This window comes from Planococcus sp. MSAK28401 (assembly GCF_018283455.1).
GTDB lineage: Bacteria > Bacillota > Bacilli > Bacillales_A > Planococcaceae > Planococcus > Planococcus alpniumensis.
Genome location: NZ_JAAMTH010000001.1, coordinates 2,713,883 through 2,736,486 on the forward strand (window position 1 = coordinate 2,713,883; position 22,604 = coordinate 2,736,486).

General features: G+C 48.6%; 21 protein-coding genes. 3 read left to right on the forward strand and 18 right to left on the reverse strand.

Annotated elements, in window-relative coordinates; translation table 11 throughout:
* The 7 genes from G3255_RS13765 to G3255_RS13795 all read right to left on the reverse strand — a co-directional run bounded on the left by G3255_RS13765 (position 1) and on the right by G3255_RS13795 (position 7,973).
* On the reverse strand, positions 1–924 hold the full coding sequence (locus tag G3255_RS13765) for a S66 peptidase family protein (RefSeq protein ID WP_211654994.1): 924 nt from the start codon (positions 922–924) through the stop codon (positions 1–3).
* Between the two features lie 319 nt (positions 925–1,243).
* Entirely contained in the window at positions 1,244–2,881 is a 1,638-nt protein-coding gene (locus G3255_RS13770) for a peptide ABC transporter substrate-binding protein (protein WP_211654995.1), read from the reverse strand.
* 59 nt (positions 2,882–2,940) lie between these two features.
* Positions 2,941–4,077: an ABC transporter ATP-binding protein gene (locus tag G3255_RS13775; RefSeq protein WP_211654996.1), complete on the reverse strand. Its 1,137-nt coding sequence runs from the start codon at positions 4,075–4,077 to the stop codon at positions 2,941–2,943.
* Between the two features lie 4 nt (positions 4,078–4,081).
* Positions 4,082–5,002 carry an ABC transporter permease gene (locus G3255_RS13780; RefSeq protein WP_211655914.1) on the reverse strand — a complete coding sequence of 307 codons (921 nt, stop codon included), beginning with the start codon at positions 5,000–5,002 and terminating at the stop codon, positions 4,082–4,084.
* Positions 5,002–5,937, reverse strand: a complete 936-nt coding sequence (locus G3255_RS13785; RefSeq protein ID WP_101191239.1) for an ABC transporter permease — start codon at positions 5,935–5,937, stop codon at positions 5,002–5,004. The genes G3255_RS13780 and G3255_RS13785 overlap by 1 nt, the downstream gene beginning before the upstream one ends.
* 15 nt (positions 5,938–5,952) lie before the next feature.
* A complete protein-coding gene (gene dppA, locus G3255_RS13790) occupies positions 5,953–6,777 on the reverse strand; it encodes a D-aminopeptidase DppA (RefSeq protein WP_211654997.1) in 825 nt (274 codons plus the stop codon).
* 731 nt (positions 6,778–7,508) lie between these two features.
* Positions 7,509–7,973 carry a hypothetical protein gene (locus G3255_RS13795; RefSeq protein ID WP_058382979.1) on the reverse strand — a complete coding sequence of 155 codons (465 nt, stop codon included), beginning with the start codon at positions 7,971–7,973 and terminating at the stop codon, positions 7,509–7,511.
* A 182-nt stretch (positions 7,974–8,155) separates the two neighbouring features.
* Here G3255_RS13795 and G3255_RS13800 point away from each other — a divergent pair, with 182 nt between their 5' ends.
* Positions 8,156–9,688, forward strand: a complete 1,533-nt coding sequence (locus G3255_RS13800) for a hypothetical protein (RefSeq protein WP_211654998.1) — start codon at positions 8,156–8,158, stop codon at positions 9,686–9,688.
* Complete coding sequence (locus tag G3255_RS13805; RefSeq protein WP_211654999.1) at positions 9,685–12,408, forward strand: DEAD/DEAH box helicase; 2,724 nt, start codon at positions 9,685–9,687, stop codon at positions 12,406–12,408. The genes G3255_RS13800 and G3255_RS13805 overlap by 4 nt, the downstream gene beginning before the upstream one ends.
* A 54-nt stretch (positions 12,409–12,462) precedes the next feature.
* Here the strand turns inward: G3255_RS13805 and G3255_RS13810 are convergent, their stop codons facing one another.
* Positions 12,463–12,606, reverse strand: a complete 144-nt coding sequence (locus tag G3255_RS13810) for a hypothetical protein (RefSeq protein ID WP_167358041.1) — start codon at positions 12,604–12,606, stop codon at positions 12,463–12,465.
* 20 nt (positions 12,607–12,626) lie between these two features.
* Positions 12,627–13,037 (reverse strand): single-stranded DNA-binding protein, encoded by a 411-nt coding sequence (locus G3255_RS13815; protein ID WP_211655000.1) that lies wholly within the window; start codon positions 13,035–13,037, stop codon positions 12,627–12,629.
* 329 nt (positions 13,038–13,366) lie between these two features.
* Here G3255_RS13815 and G3255_RS13820 point away from each other — a divergent pair, with 329 nt between their 5' ends.
* The gene (locus G3255_RS13820) at positions 13,367–13,807 is read left to right on the forward strand and encodes a YwpF family protein (RefSeq protein WP_211655001.1); all 441 of its coding nucleotides are present in this window, start codon (positions 13,367–13,369) and stop codon (positions 13,805–13,807) included.
* 54 nt (positions 13,808–13,861) lie between these two features.
* Here G3255_RS13820 and fabZ read toward each other — a convergent pair whose 3' ends face one another.
* From fabZ to atpA, 9 genes are all read right to left on the reverse strand, one after another.
* Positions 13,862–14,299 (reverse strand): 3-hydroxyacyl-ACP dehydratase FabZ, encoded by a 438-nt coding sequence (gene fabZ / locus G3255_RS13825; protein WP_101191249.1) that lies wholly within the window; start codon positions 14,297–14,299, stop codon positions 13,862–13,864.
* A 58-nt stretch (positions 14,300–14,357) separates the two neighbouring features.
* On the reverse strand, positions 14,358–14,621 hold the full coding sequence (locus G3255_RS13830) for a DNA-directed RNA polymerase subunit beta (RefSeq protein WP_211655002.1): 264 nt from the start codon (positions 14,619–14,621) through the stop codon (positions 14,358–14,360).
* A gap of 103 nt (positions 14,622–14,724) precedes the next feature.
* Positions 14,725–15,720, reverse strand: coding sequence for a rod shape-determining protein MreB (gene mreB / locus G3255_RS13835; RefSeq protein WP_211655003.1), 996 nt, complete (start codon positions 15,718–15,720; stop codon positions 14,725–14,727).
* Positions 15,721–15,935: 215 nt separating this feature from the next.
* On the reverse strand, positions 15,936–17,234 hold the full coding sequence (gene murA, locus G3255_RS13840) for a UDP-N-acetylglucosamine 1-carboxyvinyltransferase (RefSeq protein WP_211655004.1): 1,299 nt from the start codon (positions 17,232–17,234) through the stop codon (positions 15,936–15,938).
* Positions 17,235–17,607: 373 nt separating this feature from the next.
* Positions 17,608–17,841 (reverse strand): DUF1146 family protein, encoded by a 234-nt coding sequence (locus tag G3255_RS13845; protein ID WP_211655005.1) that lies wholly within the window; start codon positions 17,839–17,841, stop codon positions 17,608–17,610.
* Positions 17,842–18,007: 166 nt separating this feature from the next.
* A complete protein-coding gene (locus G3255_RS13850) occupies positions 18,008–18,412 on the reverse strand; it encodes a F0F1 ATP synthase subunit epsilon (RefSeq protein ID WP_211655006.1) in 405 nt (134 codons plus the stop codon).
* 24 nt (positions 18,413–18,436) lie between these two features.
* A complete protein-coding gene (atpD, locus tag G3255_RS13855) occupies positions 18,437–19,852 on the reverse strand; it encodes a F0F1 ATP synthase subunit beta (RefSeq protein WP_211655007.1) in 1,416 nt (471 codons plus the stop codon).
* Positions 19,853–20,172: 320 nt separating this feature from the next.
* Entirely contained in the window at positions 20,173–21,030 is an 858-nt protein-coding gene (gene atpG / locus G3255_RS13860) for an ATP synthase F1 subunit gamma (protein WP_068464136.1), read from the reverse strand.
* A 48-nt stretch (positions 21,031–21,078) separates the two neighbouring features.
* Positions 21,079–22,587, reverse strand: coding sequence for a F0F1 ATP synthase subunit alpha (atpA, locus tag G3255_RS13865; RefSeq protein WP_211655008.1), 1,509 nt, complete (start codon positions 22,585–22,587; stop codon positions 21,079–21,081).
* Between the last annotated feature and the right edge of the window lie 17 nt (positions 22,588–22,604).

The following is a 22,604-nucleotide window of genomic DNA, read 5'->3' on the forward strand; positions in this document are numbered from 1 at the left end:
TCATTCGACCCCCGGCAGAATGGTCAAAGTTTTCGCGTTGGCATCAAGACGGGCTTTTACGCCGAGTGGCACGGAGAAATTCGGTTCGCAATGGCCGATCTTAAAGCCTTTGACGACCGGCACGTCCAGCTCTTTGAAATAATCATCTAGCACTTGTGCGAGTGTCCAGGATTGTTCCGGCTTTTTCGGCTCAGCGTTTTTGAAATCGCCGATGACAATTCCGGCTACTTGCTCGAACTTACGGGCTTGCTTCAGCTGATTGAGCATTTCATCCACTTGATACGGTTCTTCGCCCGTGTCTTCAATCAACAAGATCTTGTCTTTCGTGTCGATTTCAAACTTTGTCCCAAGCGTCCCGCGAATCAAGGATAGGTTGCCCCCTACTAGTTCGCCGTCTGCCATGCCGCTCGCTAAAGTTTCAAGCTCGGAGATGGTTTCGTCGTAATGCAATTCGAACGGCTGGAACATCTGGCCGAACATGCGGCCGCTGCGCTCATGGAATTCCGGCTTTCCGACGTCTGATGCCAACATCGGCCCGTGGAACGTTACCAATTCTGCATACATTCCAATTGCATTATGCAAAAATGTCACATCCGAGTAGCCCCAGAAAATCTTCGGGTTTTCTTTGATCATCGCGTAATCGATCCGGTCCGCATAACGGGCAGCGCCGTATCCTCCGCCAGCGCAAATGATGCCTTTCACTTCCGGGTCTTCGAACATTGCATGCAGATCTGCCAAGCGTTCGTCATCCGTTCCGGCGAGATAGCCGTTTTTCGCTTCGACCGATTTCCCCATTTTCACTTTTAACCCTAATTCTTCTAAGAAAGGCAAAGCCTTTTTCAAATTCTCTAAGTTCGGGGGGCTTGATGGCGAAATGATGCCCACCGTATCCCCTTTTTGCAATCGTTTTGGCATTGTGCGCATATTGCTCACTCCTCTTGTTTTCTGTTCTTCACTCATAAAACTACCAGTTTTCCTCAGTGAAAAACAGAAAAGCGCGGCGCCTGGCCGCGCTTCTGTTTTTTCATGTGCTTACAATCGATGAACGGGCGTAATCGCTTTTAGTTTTATCCAGCTTCAGCGGCCTGCCTCTCGGGTCATAAGCCAATTTCCCTGTGCGGCAAAAAACGCCGCTTCGGGAACTCGTCTTATGCCTATCGAGGGCCCGCCGGAAGCGGGTCAGCTAAGCGTTGCGACAAGACGTCGCGCACTTAGCTTAGCCTCGACTCGGCCGCTTCAGCTTTTAATTTTTATCCGCATTTTTCAGATCGATATACCCAACCGGATGGCGGAGGATGCCTTCGACGCCTTCTTTTTGCAGCTGGACTTGGTTATAGAAATGGATCGGGAAGATCGGCATTTCATCCATCAGGATTTTTTCTGCTTCGATGAGTTTTTCCCAACGAACTTCTGAATCTGTCTCTGCTTTTGCTTCCGCGATGAGCTGATCGAATTCTTCGTTGGACCATTGTGTACGGTTCATAGAAGAATCAGTGATGAAGCTTTCAAGTGCGTTGACTGGGTCAGCATAGTCATGCAGGAATGAGCTGCGCGACAATTGGTATTTGAACTCTTTTTGATCCGTCAAGAAGACACTTGCTTCGACGTTTTGAAGTTCAACGTCTACATCCAAAGCGGTCTTGAACTGGTCTTGCAAGGTTTCAGCAATGTTTTGGTGGGATTCGCTTGTTGAGTAGGAAATCGTGACTGGCGGCAATTCATCCCAGCCTTCTTCTTCCATGCCTTCTTCAAGCAATTGCTTCGCTTTGTCCGCGTCGAATTTCACCAATTCGCCCGCTTCGTCGCGGAATTCCTGGCCATTCGGGCCTTCAAATCCGTAAGAAACAAAGCCGTATGCTGGTTTTTCACCGTTTTTCGTCACGTATTGGACGATATCATCTTGATTTACCGCATAAGCGAATGCTTGGCGGACTTTTTTATTCGTGAATGGTTCTTCTTCAACATTGTAGCGGTAGAAGTACGTACCTGCCTGATCCATTACGCCAAGTTCAGGGGAATCCTGCAATTGCTCGGACATTTCGGCTGGCACACTCGATACGTCCAGTTCGCCCGCTTCATACATTTGGTATTCCGTGTTCGGGTCGTTGACCATTGCCCAGTGGACTTTATCCAAGTTCACGTTTTCAGCATCCCAGTATTCTTCGTTCTTTTCAAAGACGAAATCTTCATCATGGCTCCAAGAAGCCAATGTGAACGGCCCGTTACCGACAAAGCTATCCGCTTCTGTGTGCCAATCCGGGTTTTCTGTAGCTGTCGCTTCATGGATCGGGAAGAAGCTTGGGTTGGTGATGATGTTCAAAAATGCTTCTGTCGGCTCCGTCAATTTTACGACGAAGGTTTTGTCGTCTTCTGCAGAAATCGCAACATCTTCTACAGGACCTTCTCCGTTGTTATAGGCTTCCGCACCTTCAATAAAGTAAGCAAGGAAAGCTGCAGGAGAAGCCGTTTCCGGGTCCAGCATATGCTGCCAAGCGAAAACGAAATCGCCGGCTGTAACAGGTTCGCCGTTCGACCAATTGGCGTCTTCACGGATGTTGAATGTGTAGGTCAAACCGTCTTCAGAGACATCGATCGACCCAGCTGTCGCTTCGACCGGCTGAGATGATTCATCGAGGCGTGTCAAACCTTCCATTAAATTGTTCAAAGCGCTCCATGATACGGCGTTAAAGCCGATCGATGGGTCGAATGAAGTCGGTTCTTCCGCGTTATTCATGAACAATGTTTTCTCCCCGCCAGAATCACCGGAGCCTTCTTCGCCTGAACCGGCGCTTGTGTCTTCTCCCGCGTCTTCGCTTGCTGTACAAGCGGCGAGAACGAACACGAACATCGCCATCAGAAACAATACGAGCCATTTCTTCATGTGTTTTCCCCCTAATGTTTTCTTTTTATGTGAATGCGCAAATGCGCTTCCAGCCAAATTTATCTTGAAAAAGCCTGTTCTTCAATCAACTTTTGAGCTCGCGGATCTTGGAGCCAGCAATCCACTTTATGGGTTTCGGATAAAGCTGTCTCTTCTGGGTAGACGTTCGTGCAGACGTCCATTGAAAACGGGCAGCGCGCAGCGAATGGGCAGCCGGCCGGCGGTGCGAACAGATCAGGCGGCGTGCCGTCGATCGGCTTGAGTTCTCCACCGGCGAGGTCGAGCCGCGGCACGGAAGTCAGCAAGCCTTGCGTATACGGATGCTGCGGGGTATAGAAAATCTCGCGCTTATCGCCGGTTTCAATCACTTTGCCGGCGTACATGACCGCAATGCGATCGGCGATTTTCGCAACGACACCGAGATCGTGCGTGATCAAAATGATCGACACGCCGGTTTTTGCCTGGATTTCTTCAAACAATTCCAGAATCTGGGCTTGGATCGTTACATCGAGTGCAGTCGTTGGTTCATCGGCAATCAATAATTCCGGCTCGCAGATCAAGGCGATCGCGATGACGATGCGCTGGCGCATGCCTCCCGAGAATTGGTGAGGGTATTGCTTGAGCCGCTCATCTGGATTCGGGATGCCGACCAGCTTGAGCATGTCGATGGCGCGCTCTTTCGCTTGCGCTTTGCTCAAACTCTTGTGCTGTTTGACACCTTCTGTCAATTGCTCGCCGATCGTCAAGGTCGGGTTGAGCGCGGTCATCGGATCCTGGAAAATCATCGAGATGTCGACACCTTGGATTTTGCGCATTTCTTTCTTCGATAATTGGGTGAGATCCTGTGTTTTGAAATGAACGCCTTTGGAACTGATCTTGCCGGGCGGCTGCTGAATCAAGCCCATGATCGCATTGGATGTCACTGATTTGCCGCAGCCCGATTCTCCGACAATCGCCAAAGTTTCTCCTTTATATAAGTCAAAATTGACTCCGCGCACAGCCTGTACCGTTCCGCCATATGTATTGAAGGTCACGTGCAAGTCCTGTACGGAAAGGATACGCTCGTCTGTGACGGTCTTGCGCTTTTTCGCTTTTACAATCTTGCCGCGTTTGCCGGTATGGTCGACTGCATCGATTTCCGCCCCTTCTTCCAGGCGGGTCCGAGCCAACTCTTCAGCTATCTGCTTTCCTGTCATGTCTTCACTTCCTCATCTTCGGATCGAGTGCATCTTGCAGCCCGTCTCCAAGTACGTTAAATGCGAACATCGTCAATGAAATAAATAATGCCGGGAAGAACAATCGCCACCAGTCGCCGGTAATAATGACCGGCAAAGCGTCATTCGCCATGACACCCCAACTTGCAAACGGTGCCTGGATTCCCAGGCCGAGGAAGCTCAAAAACGCTTCAGCGAAAATGGCGCTCGGCACGGTCAAGGTCATTTGTACGATAATTGGCCCCATCGAGTTCGGGATCAAGTTCTTGCGGATGATGCGCGGCGTCTTTGCTCCGAACGATTTCGAAGCCGTGACGAATTCATAGTTTTTCACTTGCAGCACCTGCCCCCTGACAATTCGGGCCATGCCAACCCAACCGGTGATGGTGAGCGCGAGAATGATCGTCCATAAAGACGGCCCCATCACGACGAGCAGCAAGATGACCACAAGCAAATACGGTAAGCCGTAAAGGATCTCGATGATGCGCATCATGATGCCATCGGTTTTGCCGCCTTTATAGCCGGCGAATCCGCCGTAGACGATGCCGATGACAAAGTCGATCAATGCGGCCATCAAGCCGACGAATAAGGAAATGCGTGCGCCGTACCAGGTGCGGGTAAAGACGTCACGTCCTGCTTCATCGGTGCCGAACCAATGCGCCGCGCTCGGCGGCTGGTTTTGGTTCGGCAAGTCTTGTGTGGTGACAGAATGCGGCGAGAAGATAGGGCCGAATATCGCCATAACAGCGAGCAGGGCCAGGAAAATCAGGCCGAGCATCGCCAGTTTGTTTTGCTTGAGCCTGCGCCAGGCGTCTTTCCAATAAGAAAGCGATGGGCGCACGACGGCTTCTTTTTCATCCCCACTTTTATCGGAAGGGCGGAACCATTCATCACGGACCTGCGTCATCACACATCACCTTCTTTCTTGTGGAGCTTGATGCGCGGATCCAATATGCCGTAGACGATGTCGACCAGAAACAGCATGAAAATCAAGAACGCACTATAGAATACCGTAGTTCCCATGATGACCGGATAATCGCGGTTATTGATCGAATCGACAAAGTATTTGCCCATTCCCGGAATCGCGAAAATTTTCTCGATGACGAAAGTTCCTGTCAAAATGCCGGCGAGCAAAGTGCCCATGATCGTAACGACCGGCATCAAGGCATTGCGCAGCGCATGCCGCAAAACGATGCGCATCGGCTTGATGCCTTTGGCGCGCGCCATTTTAATGTAATCCTGCGTCAGCACTTCGAGCATGCTCGAGCGCGTCAGGCGGGCAATGATCGCCATCGGCCCGGTCGCCAGTGCCAGCACCGGCAGCACCATATGCATCGGGCTGGTCCAGGTTGCGGGCGGGAACAGATTCCAGTTGACCGCGAGCTGCTGGATCAGCACCGTTGCAAGCACAAAGTTCGGGATCGAAATCCCAATGACCGCAAAAGCCATGGCGGCGTAATCGATCATTTTATTGTGCCGCAGTGCAGCCATCGTCCCGAGAATGATTCCCGAGACGACCGCCACGAGAATGGTGATGATCCCAAGTTCGAAGGAAATCGGGAAGCCCCTCGCTAACAATTCGTTAACAGTGCGGTTCGGGTCTTTGATCGATGGCCCGAAATCGAACGTGACAATCGATTGCATATAACTCAAGTACTGAATATGTAGTGGCTGATCGAGCTTGTAGAAGCGCTCCAGATTCGCCTGCACCGTCTCGTTTGTATTGCGGTCGCTTTCAAGCGGCGAGCCTGGAACGGCGTGCATGAGGAAAAACGTCAGTGTCGCGATGATGAAAATCGTCACGAGCATCATCAAAAATCGTTTGAATATGTATTTACCCATTATTGTCTCTTCCCCCTAACAGAACTTCGCTTGCATCGCCAGTTCTGTCATGACCAGCATCGCGCGATAAGCTTCCAGTATGTTTTGTGCTTCGTAGCGGACAATCGTTGTACCTTCTTCAATGTGGGTGCCGGGCATCATCGCCGCCAGCTCCGCTTCCCCGTAATTGGTGAATTCCATGCGAAGCGTCGGCTTCTCAGGTGGCACGAGCGGCTTTACGCGATCTTTGTTTTGGATCGCTTCCTGCGTTTTCTCACGCAGCAGCCGCTGCGCTTTTTTCGGATGCAGTGTTTTGACTGCAGAACGCGTCAAGGTTTCTTTGACGGCGACAGTTGTGACATTCGGGATGAGTGCTTGCGCTTCCCTGCATGCGCAGTCATCGCCCGCTACCATCAAGACCGGTACGCCGTGGTATCCTGCGACGTACGCATTCAAGCCGAGCTCGCCGACTTCGACGCCATCAATCCACATCGACCGGACGCCGAAAATCATGGCGTGCGACATGACGCCTTTTTGCCCGGCGCGCGCATGATAGCCGGCGAAAAAAGCACCTGTGAAGCTATCGTCCAAGCCTTCGACCATTGAAAATGCTTTGACGCCGCCTGTGATGAGTTCCGCTTCTTCATGGAGGTCTTCAGCAATCAAATTGTTCATCTTGGAATGCGAGTCGTTGACGAGAAACGCTTCAGCCCCACCATCAAACGCCCCGTGGATGATGGCATTGGCGTCGCCCGTCATGAGGCGCCGCCCTCTTTCATAATTCGCTTCTTTCGAATCCACATATGTATAATCCGGAAGGGCCGTCACGCCTTCCATGTCCATCGATAAGTAAAATTTCATGCCGCATAAATCCCCTTTGTTTGTCTTATTCGGAATATTTTTGAAACTTTATATGTACTAATGTAGCAATATTGTAAGAATATTTCAATATAATTTTTTATTCGAAATAGTTTATTCTCTATACATCCAATTGAAAAAACATATTGAAAACTGATGATATCCCTCCCCCTTTACTTAATTTTCTGCATAAGCATTGCATGAGTTTTGCCATTCGTTTTTCCTGGTTTATTTTCAATTGCTACACTGTTTGATTTGCTTTTATTCGTTCCTCCTACTCTTCTTTCTTTTACCGTGCCGTTACCGTGGAATGAAGAGAAACCCTTTATTTATTTTAATTTTTAGAATATTTGGTAATTTAGTCTCATGCATTTTTTTCCAGTCCCTTATACACTGTAAATAAGTTATAAATAGTTCAACCGAACACTATAACTAGCAAACAGGGTTTCCCGATAATCAGAGAAGGAGCGGATCATCATGAATAATTTCGAAAAAGTACTGGAGATGCAATGGGGAGATCTTGCGCTGGGCGTAACGGGTTCAGCCATCGTAATGTTGGCACTCAATTACTTCATGCTCATGTAGAAAGGAGCACTATATGATTTCCGAACATACGTAAAAGCCCTTTTCCGATTAATGGAAAAGGGCTTTTGGCTTGTTTTCTTCCATATAAAAACGCCTGCTCTCACATTCCCGGGCAGGCGTTTCTTATCCATAGGCTGTTGTATGCTTCATCATAGACCTCCATCGAGTAATTGTTTTTGCTGAGACAGCAGCTTCTCAAACAGTTCCTTATCCCCCGCGGCTAATGCCTGGTCGATCATGCGGTTGAAGTTTTCCTGCTCCAGGAACTGGATTGCTTCGGTCGCTTCTTTCTTTGTTTGTTCGTTCACTTCGATCAATTCCGCCCTTTCTTCCTTCAATATGCTCTGAAGGTGTGTGTGGATATCCGAGACCAGCAGTAATTGGTAGAGCGGCAAACGGATAAAGCGGTTCCCTTTCTGGAATACAAAGACTTCGGAAAGGTTTTCTACTTGGAAGGTATTCAAGTTGACGATGATTTCCTTCCCCTCGACAGGGATGAAATGAAACACTTCATCATCTTTCAAGATCGAAAAATATTGATAAGCGAACACAAACTTGATGCGATGCCCTTCTCTCTTTGTATAAAACGGCTTCATCAATTTTACATGCAACATCTGACTCCCCTCCTTATATTTCAGAATATTCTGCTTACATAAATCATACCATAAATTGGTCGATACGAATAGAAATAAGTGTGTATAAACGATGGCATTTTCGCTTCTTTTTCCTTCTTCGTTTACTGTATTGCCACAAAGCCGTATAATAGAAGGAAATGTTTTTATTTGGGGCGATGCACATGGCTACGGTTTTATCCTTAGCAAAACAATACGAAGATACGATTCACAATTATATGGCTGCTATCGACAAGTCGCTTCATCCTACGCGTGCGCTGGATGAGGAAATGGTTCGAAAAGCAGTCTTTTTAGTGCGCCATGACGGCGTGCAGATACATTCTTTCAATGAAGAACGCCTGCTGCTTGAAGCGAGCGTGAAAGATGCCCATTCGGTAAAAGTAGTACTCAATTTTGGGAAACTTACTGCCGTTTGTGCTTGCCCACAAGAAAAAACCTGCCGTCACCGCTTGGCGGTCATTTTTTCGCTCTACCAAAAAATCGACTCGCTTTCCGAATGGGTCGCGAAATGGCGTGATAAGGAGAATGAGAAATTGTCGACACTGACGAACAAACGCTCACCCGATCAATGGGAAGCACTGATCCGCAGCACGTGGCGCGAACCAATCAATGATTACGTCACGCGCAATTATTTCTATTTTGAGCAATTATACGAAGGACGCTTAAAAAACGCCCTGTCCTTCATGCCACTCGAGCGTGAATGGAAAACTTTATATAAAACTTATGCCCACCTGATTTCATTGACAGAAGTATGGGAGACGTTCAGCGCGGGAACAAAAGAAGTGCATCACTCCTTCTTCAAAACCTGGTTTGCGGACGAATTGCACGCACTGCGTGATATGCTTGGCCAATTGCGCGGCTTGCACCGCACGTTTGAATCGGATGCTTTCTTCACTCATTTGCGTGAACTGGTCCGCGAATTTGCGGAAACGAATGACGATTCGTTTTCGGAACGCTTTGAAATCTATCAGCTGTTCTGGACCGAATTATTCATCAGCCGGCGCGAACGGCTGAGCGGGCTTGAAGAATTCCGCCGCCCGGACGAACGGGTCAAGGCATTTTTCGCTTTGTTGCTTGGAAACGAGGTGTCTCCCGGAAACATTACGCCGGGCGCTGCAGCTGACTGGGTCAAACTTGCAGTGCTAGCGGAAGAAGAAGGGCATCAACAAGGGCTCTCCGCCATCTTGATGGCCATCAAGCCGCATGTCCGGACATTCTTGTTTGACGGATTGTTTACACAGTACCGCCATCATTATGTCCGGGTGTTGAGCCGCCTGTATTCATTGATTGATCTGACGGAAGACGATTGGGAAGATTTGTTTACACAGTTCGGCCATTACGGCTTGCCTGCCTATTCCGCTTACCTCGTCGAAAAAGGCATGTACAAACAATGGGCGGAACTTCACCAATTGCACAATTCCCCATTGTATTTTGCAGAAGAATGCGGGTTAAAGGAAGTGCACAATGCCGCTCCTGATTTCGCGTTGCCGCTGTACCACCGTTATGCGTTGCAGCATCTCGAAGAACGCAGCCGGACAAGCTATAAACAAGCAGTCCGCGTATGGAAGAAAATGAAAGCTGCATGCAAGAAAAGCGGGCAACTGCCATTTTGGAATGATTATATGAATGAAATCCAACATCGCTATAAACGCTTGCGCGCACTCCAGGAAGAGATCGAGAAAGGAAAGCTGTTATGAATCAATTCCAAACCGAAGGAAGCCGTACGTATTATTTAAAAATAGAACAGTCGGATGTGTTCCGGCTTCAAGCTTATAATGACAGCGGCAACCGGATCCCTCCGGAAATCTGGTCGCCCTTCCTGTTTTTCGCCGATAAGGACAGCTTTTTCGGCATGAACGTTCAAACAGATGGCTTGGATCTGTTATTGACGCCAGCCGATTTTGTCCGTTTGTTTCAGCAGGATCCCCATCATTACGTCCAGTTTTCTGGGCGACGCCTGCAAGACGAAGCTTGGCTGAAACTTGCACGCCGCGTCGCCGACTCCTTGAACGATTCGGCCTTATGGCAGCATGTCCATGTCGAAGACGGCGTCATTTCCATCGATTCAGCATATGGCGATGCGGAAATCCGTTCGTTTTTAACGGACACGATCCAACACCAACTGCGCCAAAAAGGGCTCACTTCCGCCCAATTGCCGTACCTTTTGCATTTCGTCGAACATGCCGGCTGGGATGGGCTTGAACCCGCGAATGATTATGTGCTCGCGATGCAATTGACCGAACCGGACGATAGCGGCTTATGGGCTTTCCGGACAGCGCTGCGAACAAAACGCGGGAGCGCTTATTGGACGCCTTCGAAACGCCGTGAAAACGAAGTGATCGAAAAGGTGTTGCCTGAAAAATGGCGCGCCCATGCGCGTGACATTCAAGAACGCCAAAGCTTGATTCTCAGCTTATGCCCTTCTGTCGATCGCTATGAAGCGGACCAAATGTATATCGCCCGGTGGACCGATGCGGAAGTGTTGAACTTCCTCCGCAACGATGCCGACTTATTGCAGGCATTCGGCGTGGAAGTATCAATTCCTTCCTGGCTGCAAGCTGTTCAGGAATCGAAAGTGCGCGTTAAAGCAAACGTCACTTCCCCGGCGAAGAAAGCATCGGTCGTCGGCCTGGACCAAATCATCAGCTTCGACTGGAAGTTCTCGCTCAACGGCGTTGATTTGAGCATGCAGGATTTCGAGCAGCTGATGACGGAAAATCGCGAATTCATCCGCGTCGGCAACGAATGGGTGCGCGTCGACTCGAATCTATTGATGCAGCTGCGCCAAATGATTGAAGAAGCCGAAGACGCCGATTGGACATTGAAAGACATGCTGTTCCATAATGTGCCGGACGTCATGCTCGAAGAACCGGGCGAAGAAGACGATCCGCTTGTCGAGTTCCATTTGAATAAATCCTTGAAGATTTTACTCGACAAATTGCTCGATAAGCGCGACTTGCCGGAAACGCCATTGCCGGAGAACTTGAAAACCGAATTGCGCCCTTACCAGAAGACCGGCTTTGATTATTTAACTTTCATGCGTGAGGAAGGCTTCGGTTTGTGCCTTGCAGATGATATGGGGCTCGGCAAGACGGTGCAATTGATCGCCTACTTGCTTCATGTGCACAGTGAAAAGCCAAAACAGCCATCGCTCATCATTTGCCCGACTTCGGTCCTCGGCAACTGGCAAAAGGAATTGGAGCGTTTTGCGCCTGATTTGAAAGTGGCGACGCATTACGGCAGCAACCGCCCGAAAGGCCAGGCCTTCTTGGACTCGCTTGCAACGGAGCAGCCAGACGTCGTGCTGTCGACATACGGCATCGCTTCGTCCGACAGCGTCGAAATCCAATCGATCACTTGGACGAGCATCACGCTTGATGAAGCGCAAAATATTAAGAACATGTACACGAAACAATCGCGGACGATCCGCAAGTTCAAAGGGCAGCATCACATCGCCCTGACCGGGACGCCAATCGAGAACCGCTTGTCCGAACTATGGTCAATTTTCGATTTCATCAATAAAGGCTACCTGTACCGCATCAAGCAGTTCCAGGAAGCCTTTATGGTGCCGATTGAGCGGGATGATTCCGAACAGGCCAAAGAAAAGCTGCGGCAGCGCATACAGCCATTCTTGCTCCGCCGCACGAAAAAAGATCCCGAACTACAGCTCAATTTACCGGAAAAACTGGAGCAATTGGAATATTGCCCACTGACGCCGGAGCAAGCCGCGCTGTATGAGGGGCTTGTCCAGGATACGGTGCAGAAGATGGGGACGCTCACTGGTTTCGAGAAAAAAGGCCTCGTCCTGAAAATGCTCAGCAAGCTGAAACAGCTGTGCAATCACCCGTCCCTTTATTTGAAAGAACCGTATACGACTGCAGACGAGTTATTGCCTCGCTCCCAAAAACTCGAGCGTATCGTGACACTTGCGGGGGAAATCGCGGAACGCGGGGAGCAATGCTTGATCTTTACGCAGTACATTGGAATGGGCCATCTGCTGCAGCAGGCGCTGAATGAATTATACGGGCATGAAGTGCCGTTCTTGACTGGCCATATGCCAAAAAACCAACGTGATTCACTTGTCGCTGCATTCCAGAATGGCGAATTCCCAATCTTCATCCTATCCTTGAAAGCAGGTGGAACTGGGCTCAACTTGACGGCCGCTACGCATGTACTGCACGCGGACCGCTGGTGGAACCCAGCTGTGGAAAATCAGGCGACAGACCGTGCATACCGCATCGGGCAGACGCAATTTGTCCACGTCCATAAGTTTGTAACGATCGGGACGATCGAAGAAAAAATCGATTCACTGCTTACACAGAAGCAGTCGATGTCGGACCAGTTTATCCAATCCAGTCAATGGATGACGGACCTGTCCGATGACGAACTAAAAGAATTGTTTACGTATAGCTTCTAAAAAATCCGGCCAGGACCCCACCTGGACGGATTTTTTTCTTTTGGACAACGATCATCAATTTTTCTCGCCTGTAGCGAAGACCCGTTTCAGTTCTGACAGCTCCCGCTCTGCCTCAATCATGCGCTGATGAAGCGAAGCGGTCAGTTTGATCAATTGCTCCATATGGACTTCCAATTGGAGCTGAAGTTCTTTCGGCATTCCACTTGCCTCCTTATGCATCAACTGTTCACCTGCTCAGTTTCGGGCGGCTGAAAATCGAACTCCGCATTAGAATCCGCTTCCGTCCGTTTGGGGATGAGATCTTCTGTGGGCTTTCGTTTATCGAGGAAACGTACTTGGTCGCCGATCACTTCCGTTACATAGACGCGGGAGCCATCTTCCTTGTCGTAATGGCGTGATTGAATTCTTCCCGTAATGGCGACTTGCGAGCCTTTCATGCAGTACTTGGCGACGTTTTGGGCTGTCCGGCCCCAAGTGGAGCAAAGGACATAATCGCTTTCGATTTCACCACGCTGATTTCTGAAGTTGCGGGAAATGGCCACGACGAAGGTAGTATGTACACGCCCTTCCCCCAGCACCCGCATCGATGGGTCTTTCGTCAATCGCCCTACAATGCCTACTTGATTCATTGATTTCACCCCCTGCCGGCCAGGCCGATTCAGCTGCTGGCTCGTGGCCTGCCTGCTGTCCTGCCGGTAATGAAAGCATACTAAGACCGCCATTTCCTTGGCAATGTGGGAAATCGCGGATTTGAAAGGATTTCGGGCATCATTTGCGGAATTCCGAAAAGGGCAAAAAATTTTTTCGATCATTTCGCGGCAGGAACTATAGCATTTCTGGAATGGCAAGCCTATACGCAAAATCGCCATTTTGTTGCAATGCATTTTTTCTATAGACATTCGCCGTGTATTTCCCCGCTATGCTATACTGAAACAAAGCTTTATCTGGAGGGAATTTCATGAAAACCTTTAAAATGCTGTCGTTTGCTGTTGTAGATGGAGAACAACTTGTAGACTACCCGCTCCACGATGGCCTGATTATCAACCAGGAAAATTCCCAGCGTTCATGGGTTCTTGAACTGCTGGTGGACGAAAAGCATGAAGCTGTTTTTCTCGATATGAAACAAAACGGCAAAGTGTATGATGTCAAAGTCGTCATTTCCTACCCAGGAAATGAACCAGCCACGTTTGAAGTGATCATCCATGCCGTCAAGCCGATCGGCGGCCATGTCTCTGTGCTGATGAAAGGGACTTTGAAACGGGCGCGCCGCAAATATGCCGAAACTTTATTGTCGGAGCTATTGGAAGACGGGCTTGAAGGAGAGGAACTGCTCGAGCGTTTTGAAAGCGATATGCGGGAACGGCCCGTATTGCGCAAAGACGAAAGCAAATCCACATAACAAAACTGCCTCCCGCGGCCGAAATGGCTGTGGGAGGCAGTTTTGTTTTTCATTTTATTTTTCCTGGACTGGGCCAAGCGCGAACAAAATGTCGCATTCACAAGCGATTTCGCCGTCTACTGTCGCAATGGCATGTCCTTTGCCCATAGAACCGCGCAGACGCGTCAACTCCACTTCCAGGCGCAATTGGTCCCCTGGCGTGACTTGTCGCTTGAAACGGCAATTATCGATGCCTGTGAAGAAGGCTAGGCGGCCTTTGTTTTCTTCCATTTGAAGAACGGCAGCTGCCCCGACCTGCGCCAGCGCTTCAACAATCAAGACGCCCGGCATGACAGGGTAACCCGGAAAATGGCCGTTAAAGAAATCTTCATTAGCGGTGACGTTTTTCAGCCCGACCGCTTTTTTCCCCGCTTCGATTTCAACGATCCGATCGACCATTAAAAATGGATAACGGTGAGGCAAAATTGCCTGTACTTGTTCTGTCGTCAACATAAATTCCATTCCCTTCTACAACTCTTTCTGCCTGTCTCCAGGCTTTACCGCTTTCTGATCAAGTGACGCCGCGCATGATATCAAAGATATGCTGCCACGTTTCCCATTTAAGGGCATCACCTGCATTGCCATCTCCAATGACGCCGTAACCGATCATAGCGCCCAGTGCTGCCATAACGACGAGAAGCGCAATGACCAGAAGGATGCGCAGCCAAATCGGAAACATGCGGATTTGCACCCAACGTGTTTTTTTTTGTGGTTTGTCGGTTTGCGTGTTCGGTTTATCTGGCTGTGTCGAGCCAGCTTTTCGTGATTGTGCCATCGCTATGTCAACCTTTCCTCTTTAAATGCCCAATGCTATACAAGTTACTTCACTATCTGCCATTATACTAAAAAGCTTGGGCTGTGGAACATAAATTTAAATTTTATCTCTTTGAACGGAAAATATCCTGTTTCGCTTCGAGCATTTTCCCGGTTCCAAGCGCGACGCATTCTTTCGGATGTTCCGCAATGGCGACCGGAATGCCGAGACGCTCCGACAGAAGCCGGTCCAACCCACCTAGCAAAGCACCCCCGCCAGTCAATACCCCGCCACGGTCGATGATATCCGATGCCAATTCAGGAGGTGTTTGTTCGAGCACGACGCGGACCCCTTCTGCTACTTGCTCGACCGATCCACGCAAGGCTTCCGTAATCTCCTGCGCCTTCAACGTAATTGTGCGCGGATAACCCGTCAACATATCCCGTCCGCGTATGTCCATCGTGGCTTGTTGATCGCCGCCGAGCGACCCGAATTCGACTTTCAGTTTCTCGGCTGTCCGTTCTCCGATCAGCAATTTGTATTTCTTCTTAATGTAATGAAGGATGTCCAAGTCAAAATGATCGCCTGCCACTTTCAAGGTTACGCTTTTGACGATTTCGCCCATCGACAAAACTGCAATATCGGAAGTTCCACCGCCGATATCGATAACGAGGCTCGCATCCGCCTGATAAATATCCAGCCCAGCCCCGATAGCTGCGACTTTGGGCTCCACTTCAACATAAACTTTTCTCGCCCCCGCTTTTTCAGCCACTTCGCGGATGGCATTTTGTTCGATGCTTGTGATATTCGCCGGACAGCAGATGAGGATGCGCGGCTTCATCATAAAGCCTTTCAATTTCAGCACTTGGATAAAATGCTTGAGCATCAATTCCGTAATATCAAAATCATAGATGACGCCGTCTTTTAAAGGACGAATCACCGCAATGTGCTGTGGTGTGCGGCCCATCATCTTCTGGGCTTCCGTTCCAACGGCAATCAACTCATTGGATTTTTTATCAACTGCTACTACGGACGGCTCGTTTAAAATGATGCCTTTGCCTTTTACATAGATCAGCACATTGGCTGTTCCAAGATCGATGCCTATATCTTTCGAAAACATTACGCCGTCCCCTTCCCATATTCTGCGATGTTGATTGAATTTTAACTTTCTAACCTTACATATCCATTAGAATTGTCTAGTTAAAATCTTATCATAATCCTGCAACGGCTGACAAAATTCTCCGAAAATACTTTCAGACCGTTTTTCTACGAAAAAAGCCTGCCGCTCAGTTGTGCGGCAGGCTCTTGATCTTATGAAGTATAAGTCCTGATGAATTAAACCATTTGTTCTTCTTTTACTTCGCTTGTTTCAGTCGATACACGTTCAATGTCGGCACCTAGAGCTTCAAGCTTCAAGTGGAAATCAACATATCCGCGGTCTAAATGATAAAGTTCGTGTACGCGTGTAATTCCTTCAGCAGCCAGTCCAGCCAAGATCAATGCAGCAGCTGCACGAAGGTCTGTCGCTGAAACTTGTGCGCCTTGCAATTTAGAAGGGCCTTCCATAATGACTGAACGTCCTTCAATCTTGACGGATGCATTCATACGGCGGAATTCTTCTACGTGCATAAAGCGGTTTTCGAAAACTGTTTCAGTCAAAATGCCGCTTCCTTGGGCCGTCAACATCAATGACATCATCTGCGATTGCATATCTGTCGGGAAGCCTGGGTGTGGCATCGTTTTGATGTCGATCGAACGGAGCGGACGTGTCGCACGAATGCGCAAGCCTTCATCCGTTTCTTGGATATCGACTCCCATTTCGCCCATTTTCGAAATCAAGGCAGCCATATGTTCCGGAACGGCATTTTCAATGATGACGTCGCCTTCAGTGATGGCAGCTGCCACCATGAATGTTCCGGCTTCTACACGGTCAGGAATGATCGAGTGATTCGAACCGTGAAGAGTCTCCACGCCTTCGATGCGCATAGTGTCCGTACCTGCGCCTTTGACGTTTCCGCCCATTTCGTTGATATAATTCGCTAAGTCAACAATTTCCGGCTCTTTCGCTGCGTTTTCGATAATCGTTACCCCGTCTGCAAGCGCTGCAGCTGACATGATGTTCTCTGTCGCACCGACACTTGGGAAGTCGAGGTAGATTTTAGCACCGCGCAAACGGCCATCTGTTTTAGCTTCAACAAAACCATTTCCGAACGTGATGTTCGCTCCCATTGCTTCAAAGCCTTTTAGGTGCTGATCGATTGGACGGGATCCAATCGCGCAACCGCCTGGCAAAGCAACACGGGCAAATCCATTGCGTGCAAGTACCGGTCCCATGACCAGAATTGATGCGCGCATTTTACGGACATACTCGAACTGTGCTTCACTCGAAAGTTGTGAAGAAGCATCGATGTGCATCTCGTTTTTTTCTGGGAAATATTCGATGTCGACATTCAAGCTTCTCAATACTTCCTGAATGGTATAAACATCTGCAAGATTAGGTACTTCCGAAATGAAGCTTTTCCCTTCACTTGCAAGAAGCGCACCTGCCAATACTGGCAGTACCGCATTCTTCGCGCCTTCTACCCGTACTTTCCCTGTTAATTTCTTTCCGCCTTTAACGATGATATGATCCAAAGCATAACCCTCCATGTGTTTAATAGTCCCTAATTTATACAGCTCTCACGTATATTTTCACATTTAATAATCTCTGTAGTTTATGGTAGTAAAAAATGAAAACCTTATCCATAATACCTTGTTTTTTGATAAGAAACAAGCATTACAAAGGTTTCTTATCAAAAACTCAATATACCCCATGTTGTTCGTAAGCATAGGTATTTTTATGTCCGTAGCGAAAAAAGAAATATTACAAATTGATTACAGTTAACTGTTTCCCCACTTCAATAGAATTAAACCCCTATACAGTGAATATTTCCCGGGAAATAGTAAAACATTGCCGATTTGCCATAGGAACGGCATATATCCGCATTACCATGGCAAATCGGCCATGCTAAAATAGATATGGCAGTTGCCTAGACCATGCCGAAATTTCCAAAAAGAAGTTGGAAACGGCTGTTCCGATGACAATGCTCAAAAATATGTATAAGATTTGCGCCTGCAATACATGGTGTTTAGCTATCCATTTATCGAACATCACAGCCCGCAATGCATAAAACGAAACGCCGGTGAAAAAGATATGGCTGATGATTGAAATCAATGCCTGCTGCCCGATGTATAATTCCACTCCACACTCTCCTTTCGTCTCATATCTTATTTGTTGAAACCCCTGCTGTTAGTATAGCTGAAATTATTCCACATGGCATAAAAAATCATGAGTTTTTCGTGAAATCCTGCCCATAATCCAATGAAAAAACGGACAGAAGCGAAGCGCTTCTGTCCGTCTCTTTTTATTAAATGTTACCCTCATAAACGTTGATACGATTCGTCGCACGTTTTAACGCCAATTCCGCACGTTTGTAGTCGATCTCATCTTTTCTTGCCTGAAGAAGTGCTTCAGCACGTTTTGCAGATTCCTGCGCACGCGCCAAGTCGATCTCAGTCGCAGTTTCTGCTGATTGAGCAAGAATCGTCACTTTTTCAGGGCGGATTTCAAGGAACCCACCGCTTACAGCGACCAATTCCGTCGAGTTTTCTTTCTTTAACCGGACTGCGCCGATTCCAAGAGGAGCTACTGTCGGGATGTGACCAGGCAAAACGCCCATCTCACCGGTTGCTGTAACTGCAATCACCATAGAAACTTCTGAATCGTATACTGGGCCGTCGGGAGTGACAATATTGACTGTAATGGTCTTCATTTTTTTCCCTCCTGGTCCCTGATTTTAGACTTGTACGCCCATGCCTTTGGCTTTTTCGATAACTTCTTCGATGCGGCCGACTAGGCGGAAAGCATCTTCCGGAAGATGATCGTATTTGCCTGCAAGGATTTCCTGGAAGCCTTTGATCGTTTCCTGAACTGGAACATACGAGCCTTTTTGGCCAGTGAACTGTTCAGCAACGTGGAAGTTTTGAGACAAGAAGTTTTGGACGCGGCGTGCACGGTTAACCGTCAGCTTGTCCTCATCGCTCAATTCGTCCATACCAAGGATCGCAATGATATCCTGAAGCTCTCTGTAACGCTGCAAAGTTTCTTGAACCTGACGGGAAACACCGTAGTGTTCCGCACCGACGATTTCAGGAGACAATGCGCGGGAAGTAGAAGCAAGTGGATCCACCGCTGGGTAGATACCCATCTCAGAAAGTTTACGCTCAAGGTTAGTTGTCGCATCAAGGTGGGCAAACGTTGTTGCCGGAGCCGGATCCGTATAGTCATCGGCTGGAACATAGATTGCCTGGATCGATGTTACAGAACCAGCGCTAGTTGTCGTGATACGCTCTTGCAATTGACCCATTTCAGTCGCAAGTGTCGGCTGGTAACCAACCGCTGATGGCATACGTCCAAGAAGGGCGGATACTTCAGAACCTGCTTGCGTGAAGCGGAAGATATTATCGATGAACAAAAGAACGTCTGCACCTTGCTCATCACGGAAGTATTCAGCCATTGTTAAACCTGTCAAAGCAACACGCATACGTGCGCCAGGCGGCTCGTTCATTTGGCCGAAGACCATTGAAGTTTTCTTGATAACGCCGGACTCGCTCATCTCGTGGAACAAGTCATTTCCTTCGCGCGTACGCTCGCCAACACCAGCGAATACAGAAAGACCGCCGTGTTCTTGTGCGATGTTGTTGATCAATTCCTGGATCAAGACAGTTTTACCTACACCGGCACCACCGAAGAGGCCGATTTTACCGCCTTTGATATAAGGAGCAAGCAAGTCAACAACTTTGATACCAGTTTCAAGGATTTCAACTTCAGTGGAAAGGTGTTCGAACGTAGGAGCCGAACGGTGAATCGGGTCGCGGCGTTCTGATGCCGGGATTTCCTCACCCAAGTCGATTACTTCACCAAGTACGTTGAATACTCGGCCAAGTGTAACATCTCCGACAGGAACAGAAATTGCTCTGCCCAAATCGGTTACTGCTGAACCGCGCTGCAATCCGTCAGTGGATTCCATTGCGATGGTACGAACTGTGTCGTCGCCAAGGTGCAAAGCTACTTCAAGAGTCAAAGTAGTTTGAGCCTGATTGGGACGATCAATAGTAACGGTTAGGGCGTTGTAGATCGCTGGAAGTTGGCCATTGGAAAACTTAACGTCTACAACCGGACCCATAACCTGAAGAACGTGTCCTGTGTTCATGCTGTTCCCTCCTGTCTTACTTTTATTAAACCTATTTAAAGCTTGTCGGGCCTAAACGGCCGTCTTCGCTTTTCTTATTGTCTAGTCTCCGACGGCCAGGCCCTCGAGGTCACAAGCCACTTTGCTTGTGCGGCATAGAACACCGCTTCAGCAAACCGTCTTGTGCTTGTCGGGCCTAAACGGCCGTCTTCGCTTTTCTTTGTTTCTAGCTGCAGCGCCTAGCTCCTCGGGTCATAAGCCAACTTCCCTGTGCGGCATAGAGCGCCGCTTCGGGAAGTCGTCTTATGCCTGTCGGAGCTGAACAGGTGCTTTCGCTTTTCTTACTCTAGTGCCGCAGCTCCGCCGACGATCTCAGTGATTTCCTGAGTAATCGCAGCTTGGCGTGCACGGTTGTAGACAAGCGTCAGATCGCCGATCAATTCTGATGCGTTGTCGGTTGCGCTCTTCATTGCTGTCATGGAAGCAGCATGCTCACTTGCTTTGCCGTCCAGCAAGGCTCCAAAAATCAAGCTTTCCGCGTATTGTGGAAGAAGAACTTCCAGAATCGCTTCCGCTGATGGGTCGAACTCGTAAGAAGCAGTCGATCCTGTTGGCTGAATGTCAGTCAACGGCAGCACTTTCTTTTCGGTAACCTCCTGGGAGATGGCAGAAACATAATGGTTATAGTACATATACACTTCGTCATACGTACCTTCTGCGAACATACCAACAGCTTTGCGCGTTATTTCCTTGATATCCGCAAACGCGGGGTGGTCTGGAAGCCCGACTGAACTTTCGATGATGTTATAGCCTTTCTTCGCAAAGAAGTCACGGCCTTTCCGCCCGACGCTGAGGATAACAAATTCGTCGCTTGACGTGTGGCGCTCGTTGATTTTCGCCATGACAGTACGCAAGATGTTACTGTTATAGCCGCCAACAAGGCCACGGTCAGAAGTAATGACCAAATATGCCGTTTTCTTTACAGGGCGCGCCATCATCATAGGATTGGACACGTCGCTAGAACCGGCTGCGATCGAAGCGACCACATCCTGGATCTTTTCCATATAAGGAACGAAAGCTTTCGCGCTCGTTTCTGCTTTGTTCAATTTAGAAGCAGAAACCATCTGCATCGCTTTCGTGATTTGGCTTGTTTTCTTGGTTGACGTAATTCGTGTTTTTATATCGCGTAAAGATGCCACTGGTATTTCACCACCTTGTTATTTTTTCTTCCGATCCTGCCAGGGAGCTTATTCTGATTTTGCGAATGTGTGCTTGAATTCGTTGATTGCTGCACCGAATTCTTCGTCAGATGGCAATCCCTGAGTTGAGCGGATGGTATCCAAAACATTTGTGTGGTTAATATCCAACCAGCTAGTCAATTCAGCTTCGAAACGAGTGATATCTTGTACTGGAATATCGTCGAGGAATCCACGAGTCAATGCGTAGAAGATGACAACTTGTTTTTCAACTTTGATCGGGCTGTTCAAGTCCTGCTTGAGAACTTCAACTGTACGTTTACCGCGCTCAAGTTTTGCAGCTGTCGCTGGGTCAAGGTCGGAACCGAATTGGGAGAATGACTCCAATTCACGGTAAGCAGCCAAGTCAAGACGCAATGTACCGGCTACTTTCTTCATCGCTTTGATCTGTGCTGAACCACCTACACGGGATACAGAAAGACCTGCGTTGATCGCTGGGCGAACACCGGCGAAGAATAGATCCGATTGAAGGAAGATCTGGCCATCCGTAATCGAGATTACGTTTGTTGGGATATAAGAGGAAATATCGCCTGCTTGCGTTTCAACGAACGGCAATGCAGTGATCGATCCCGATCCGAGTGATTCGTTCAACTTCGCTGCGCGCTCAAGAAGGCGTGAGTGAAGGTAGAAAACGTCACCTGGGTAAGCTTCACGGCCCGGAGGACGACGAAGCAAGAGTGAAAGTTCACGGTAAGCGGAAGCTTGTTTTGTCAAATCATCATAGACGATCAAAACGTGCTTGCCATCGAACATGAAGTCTTCAGCCATTGTAATACCAGCGTAAGGAGCTAGGTATAGAAGTGGAGCTGGCTGTGAAGCTGACGCTGTAACAACGATCGTATAGTCAAGCGCACCGTTTTTACGGAACGTCTCAACAACGTTACGGACAGTCGACTCTTTTTGGCCGATTGCTACGTAAATACAGATCATGTCTTGGTCGCCTTGGTTCAAGATCGTATCGATCGCGACAGATGTTTTACCAGTCTGACGGTCACCGATGATCAATTCGCGCTGCCCACGGCCGATCGGCACAAGAGCATCGATTGCTTTAATACCAGTTTGAAGCGGTTCATGCACGGATTTACGTGCCATAACGCCTTGTGCTGGGCTTTCGATAGGACGTGATTTCGTCGTGTTGATCGGTCCAAGACCATCAACCGGCTGTCCTAGCGGATTTACTACGCGCCCGATAAGTTCTTCTCCTACCGGTACTTCCATAATACGGCCAGTTCGACGTACTTCATCGCCTTCTTTGATGTCTGCGAATGGCCCAAGGATGATGATACCAACGTTGTTGGCTTCCAAGTTCTGTGCCATACCCATTACACCATTAGAGAATTCTACAAGTTCTCCAGCCATGATGTTGTCGAGGCCATGAGCGCGAGCGATACCGTCACCAATCGTGATGACTGTACCGACTTCGTCAACTTTCATCTCTGATTGATAGTTTTCAATCTGTTGCTTAATCAGATTGCTGATTTCTTCAGCTTTGATGCTCATGTATGTCACCCTCTCAT

Coding starts and splice junctions, on each gene's coding strand:
- G3255_RS13765 (WP_211654994.1), bottom strand. CDS start 924: ATGCGCACAATGCCAAAACGATTGCAAAAAGGGGATACGGTGGGCATC.
- G3255_RS13770 (WP_211654995.1), bottom strand. CDS start 2,881: ATGAAGAAATGGCTCGTATTGTTTCTGATGGCGATGTTCGTGTTCGTT.
- G3255_RS13775 (WP_211654996.1), bottom strand. CDS start 4,077: ATGACAGGAAAGCAGATAGCTGAAGAGTTGGCTCGGACCCGCCTGGAA.
- G3255_RS13780 (WP_211655914.1), bottom strand. CDS start 5,002: ATGACGCAGGTCCGTGATGAATGGTTCCGCCCTTCCGATAAAAGTGGG.
- G3255_RS13785 (WP_101191239.1), bottom strand. CDS start 5,937: ATGGGTAAATACATATTCAAACGATTTTTGATGATGCTCGTGACGATT.
- dppA (WP_211654997.1), bottom strand. CDS start 6,777: ATGAAATTTTACTTATCGATGGACATGGAAGGCGTGACGGCCCTTCCG.
- G3255_RS13795 (WP_058382979.1), bottom strand. CDS start 7,973: ATGTTGCATGTAAAATTGATGAAGCCGTTTTATACAAAGAGAGAAGGG.
- G3255_RS13800 (WP_211654998.1), top strand. CDS start 8,156: ATGGCTACGGTTTTATCCTTAGCAAAACAATACGAAGATACGATTCAC.
- G3255_RS13805 (WP_211654999.1), top strand. CDS start 9,685: ATGAATCAATTCCAAACCGAAGGAAGCCGTACGTATTATTTAAAAATA.
- G3255_RS13810 (WP_167358041.1), bottom strand. CDS start 12,606: ATGCCGAAAGAACTTCAGCTCCAATTGGAAGTCCATATGGAGCAATTG.
- G3255_RS13815 (WP_211655000.1), bottom strand. CDS start 13,037: ATGAATCAAGTAGGCATTGTAGGGCGATTGACGAAAGACCCATCGATG.
- G3255_RS13820 (WP_211655001.1), top strand. CDS start 13,367: ATGAAAACCTTTAAAATGCTGTCGTTTGCTGTTGTAGATGGAGAACAA.
- fabZ (WP_101191249.1), bottom strand. CDS start 14,299: ATGTTGACGACAGAACAAGTACAGGCAATTTTGCCTCACCGTTATCCA.
- G3255_RS13830 (WP_211655002.1), bottom strand. CDS start 14,621: ATGGCACAATCACGAAAAGCTGGCTCGACACAGCCAGATAAACCGAAC.
- mreB (WP_211655003.1), bottom strand. CDS start 15,720: ATGTTTTCGAAAGATATAGGCATCGATCTTGGAACAGCCAATGTGCTG.
- G3255_RS13850 (WP_211655006.1), bottom strand. CDS start 18,412: ATGAAGACCATTACAGTCAATATTGTCACTCCCGACGGCCCAGTATAC.
- atpD (WP_211655007.1), bottom strand. CDS start 19,852: ATGAACACAGGACACGTTCTTCAGGTTATGGGTCCGGTTGTAGACGTT.
- atpA (WP_211655008.1), bottom strand. CDS start 22,587: ATGAGCATCAAAGCTGAAGAAATCAGCAATCTGATTAAGCAACAGATT.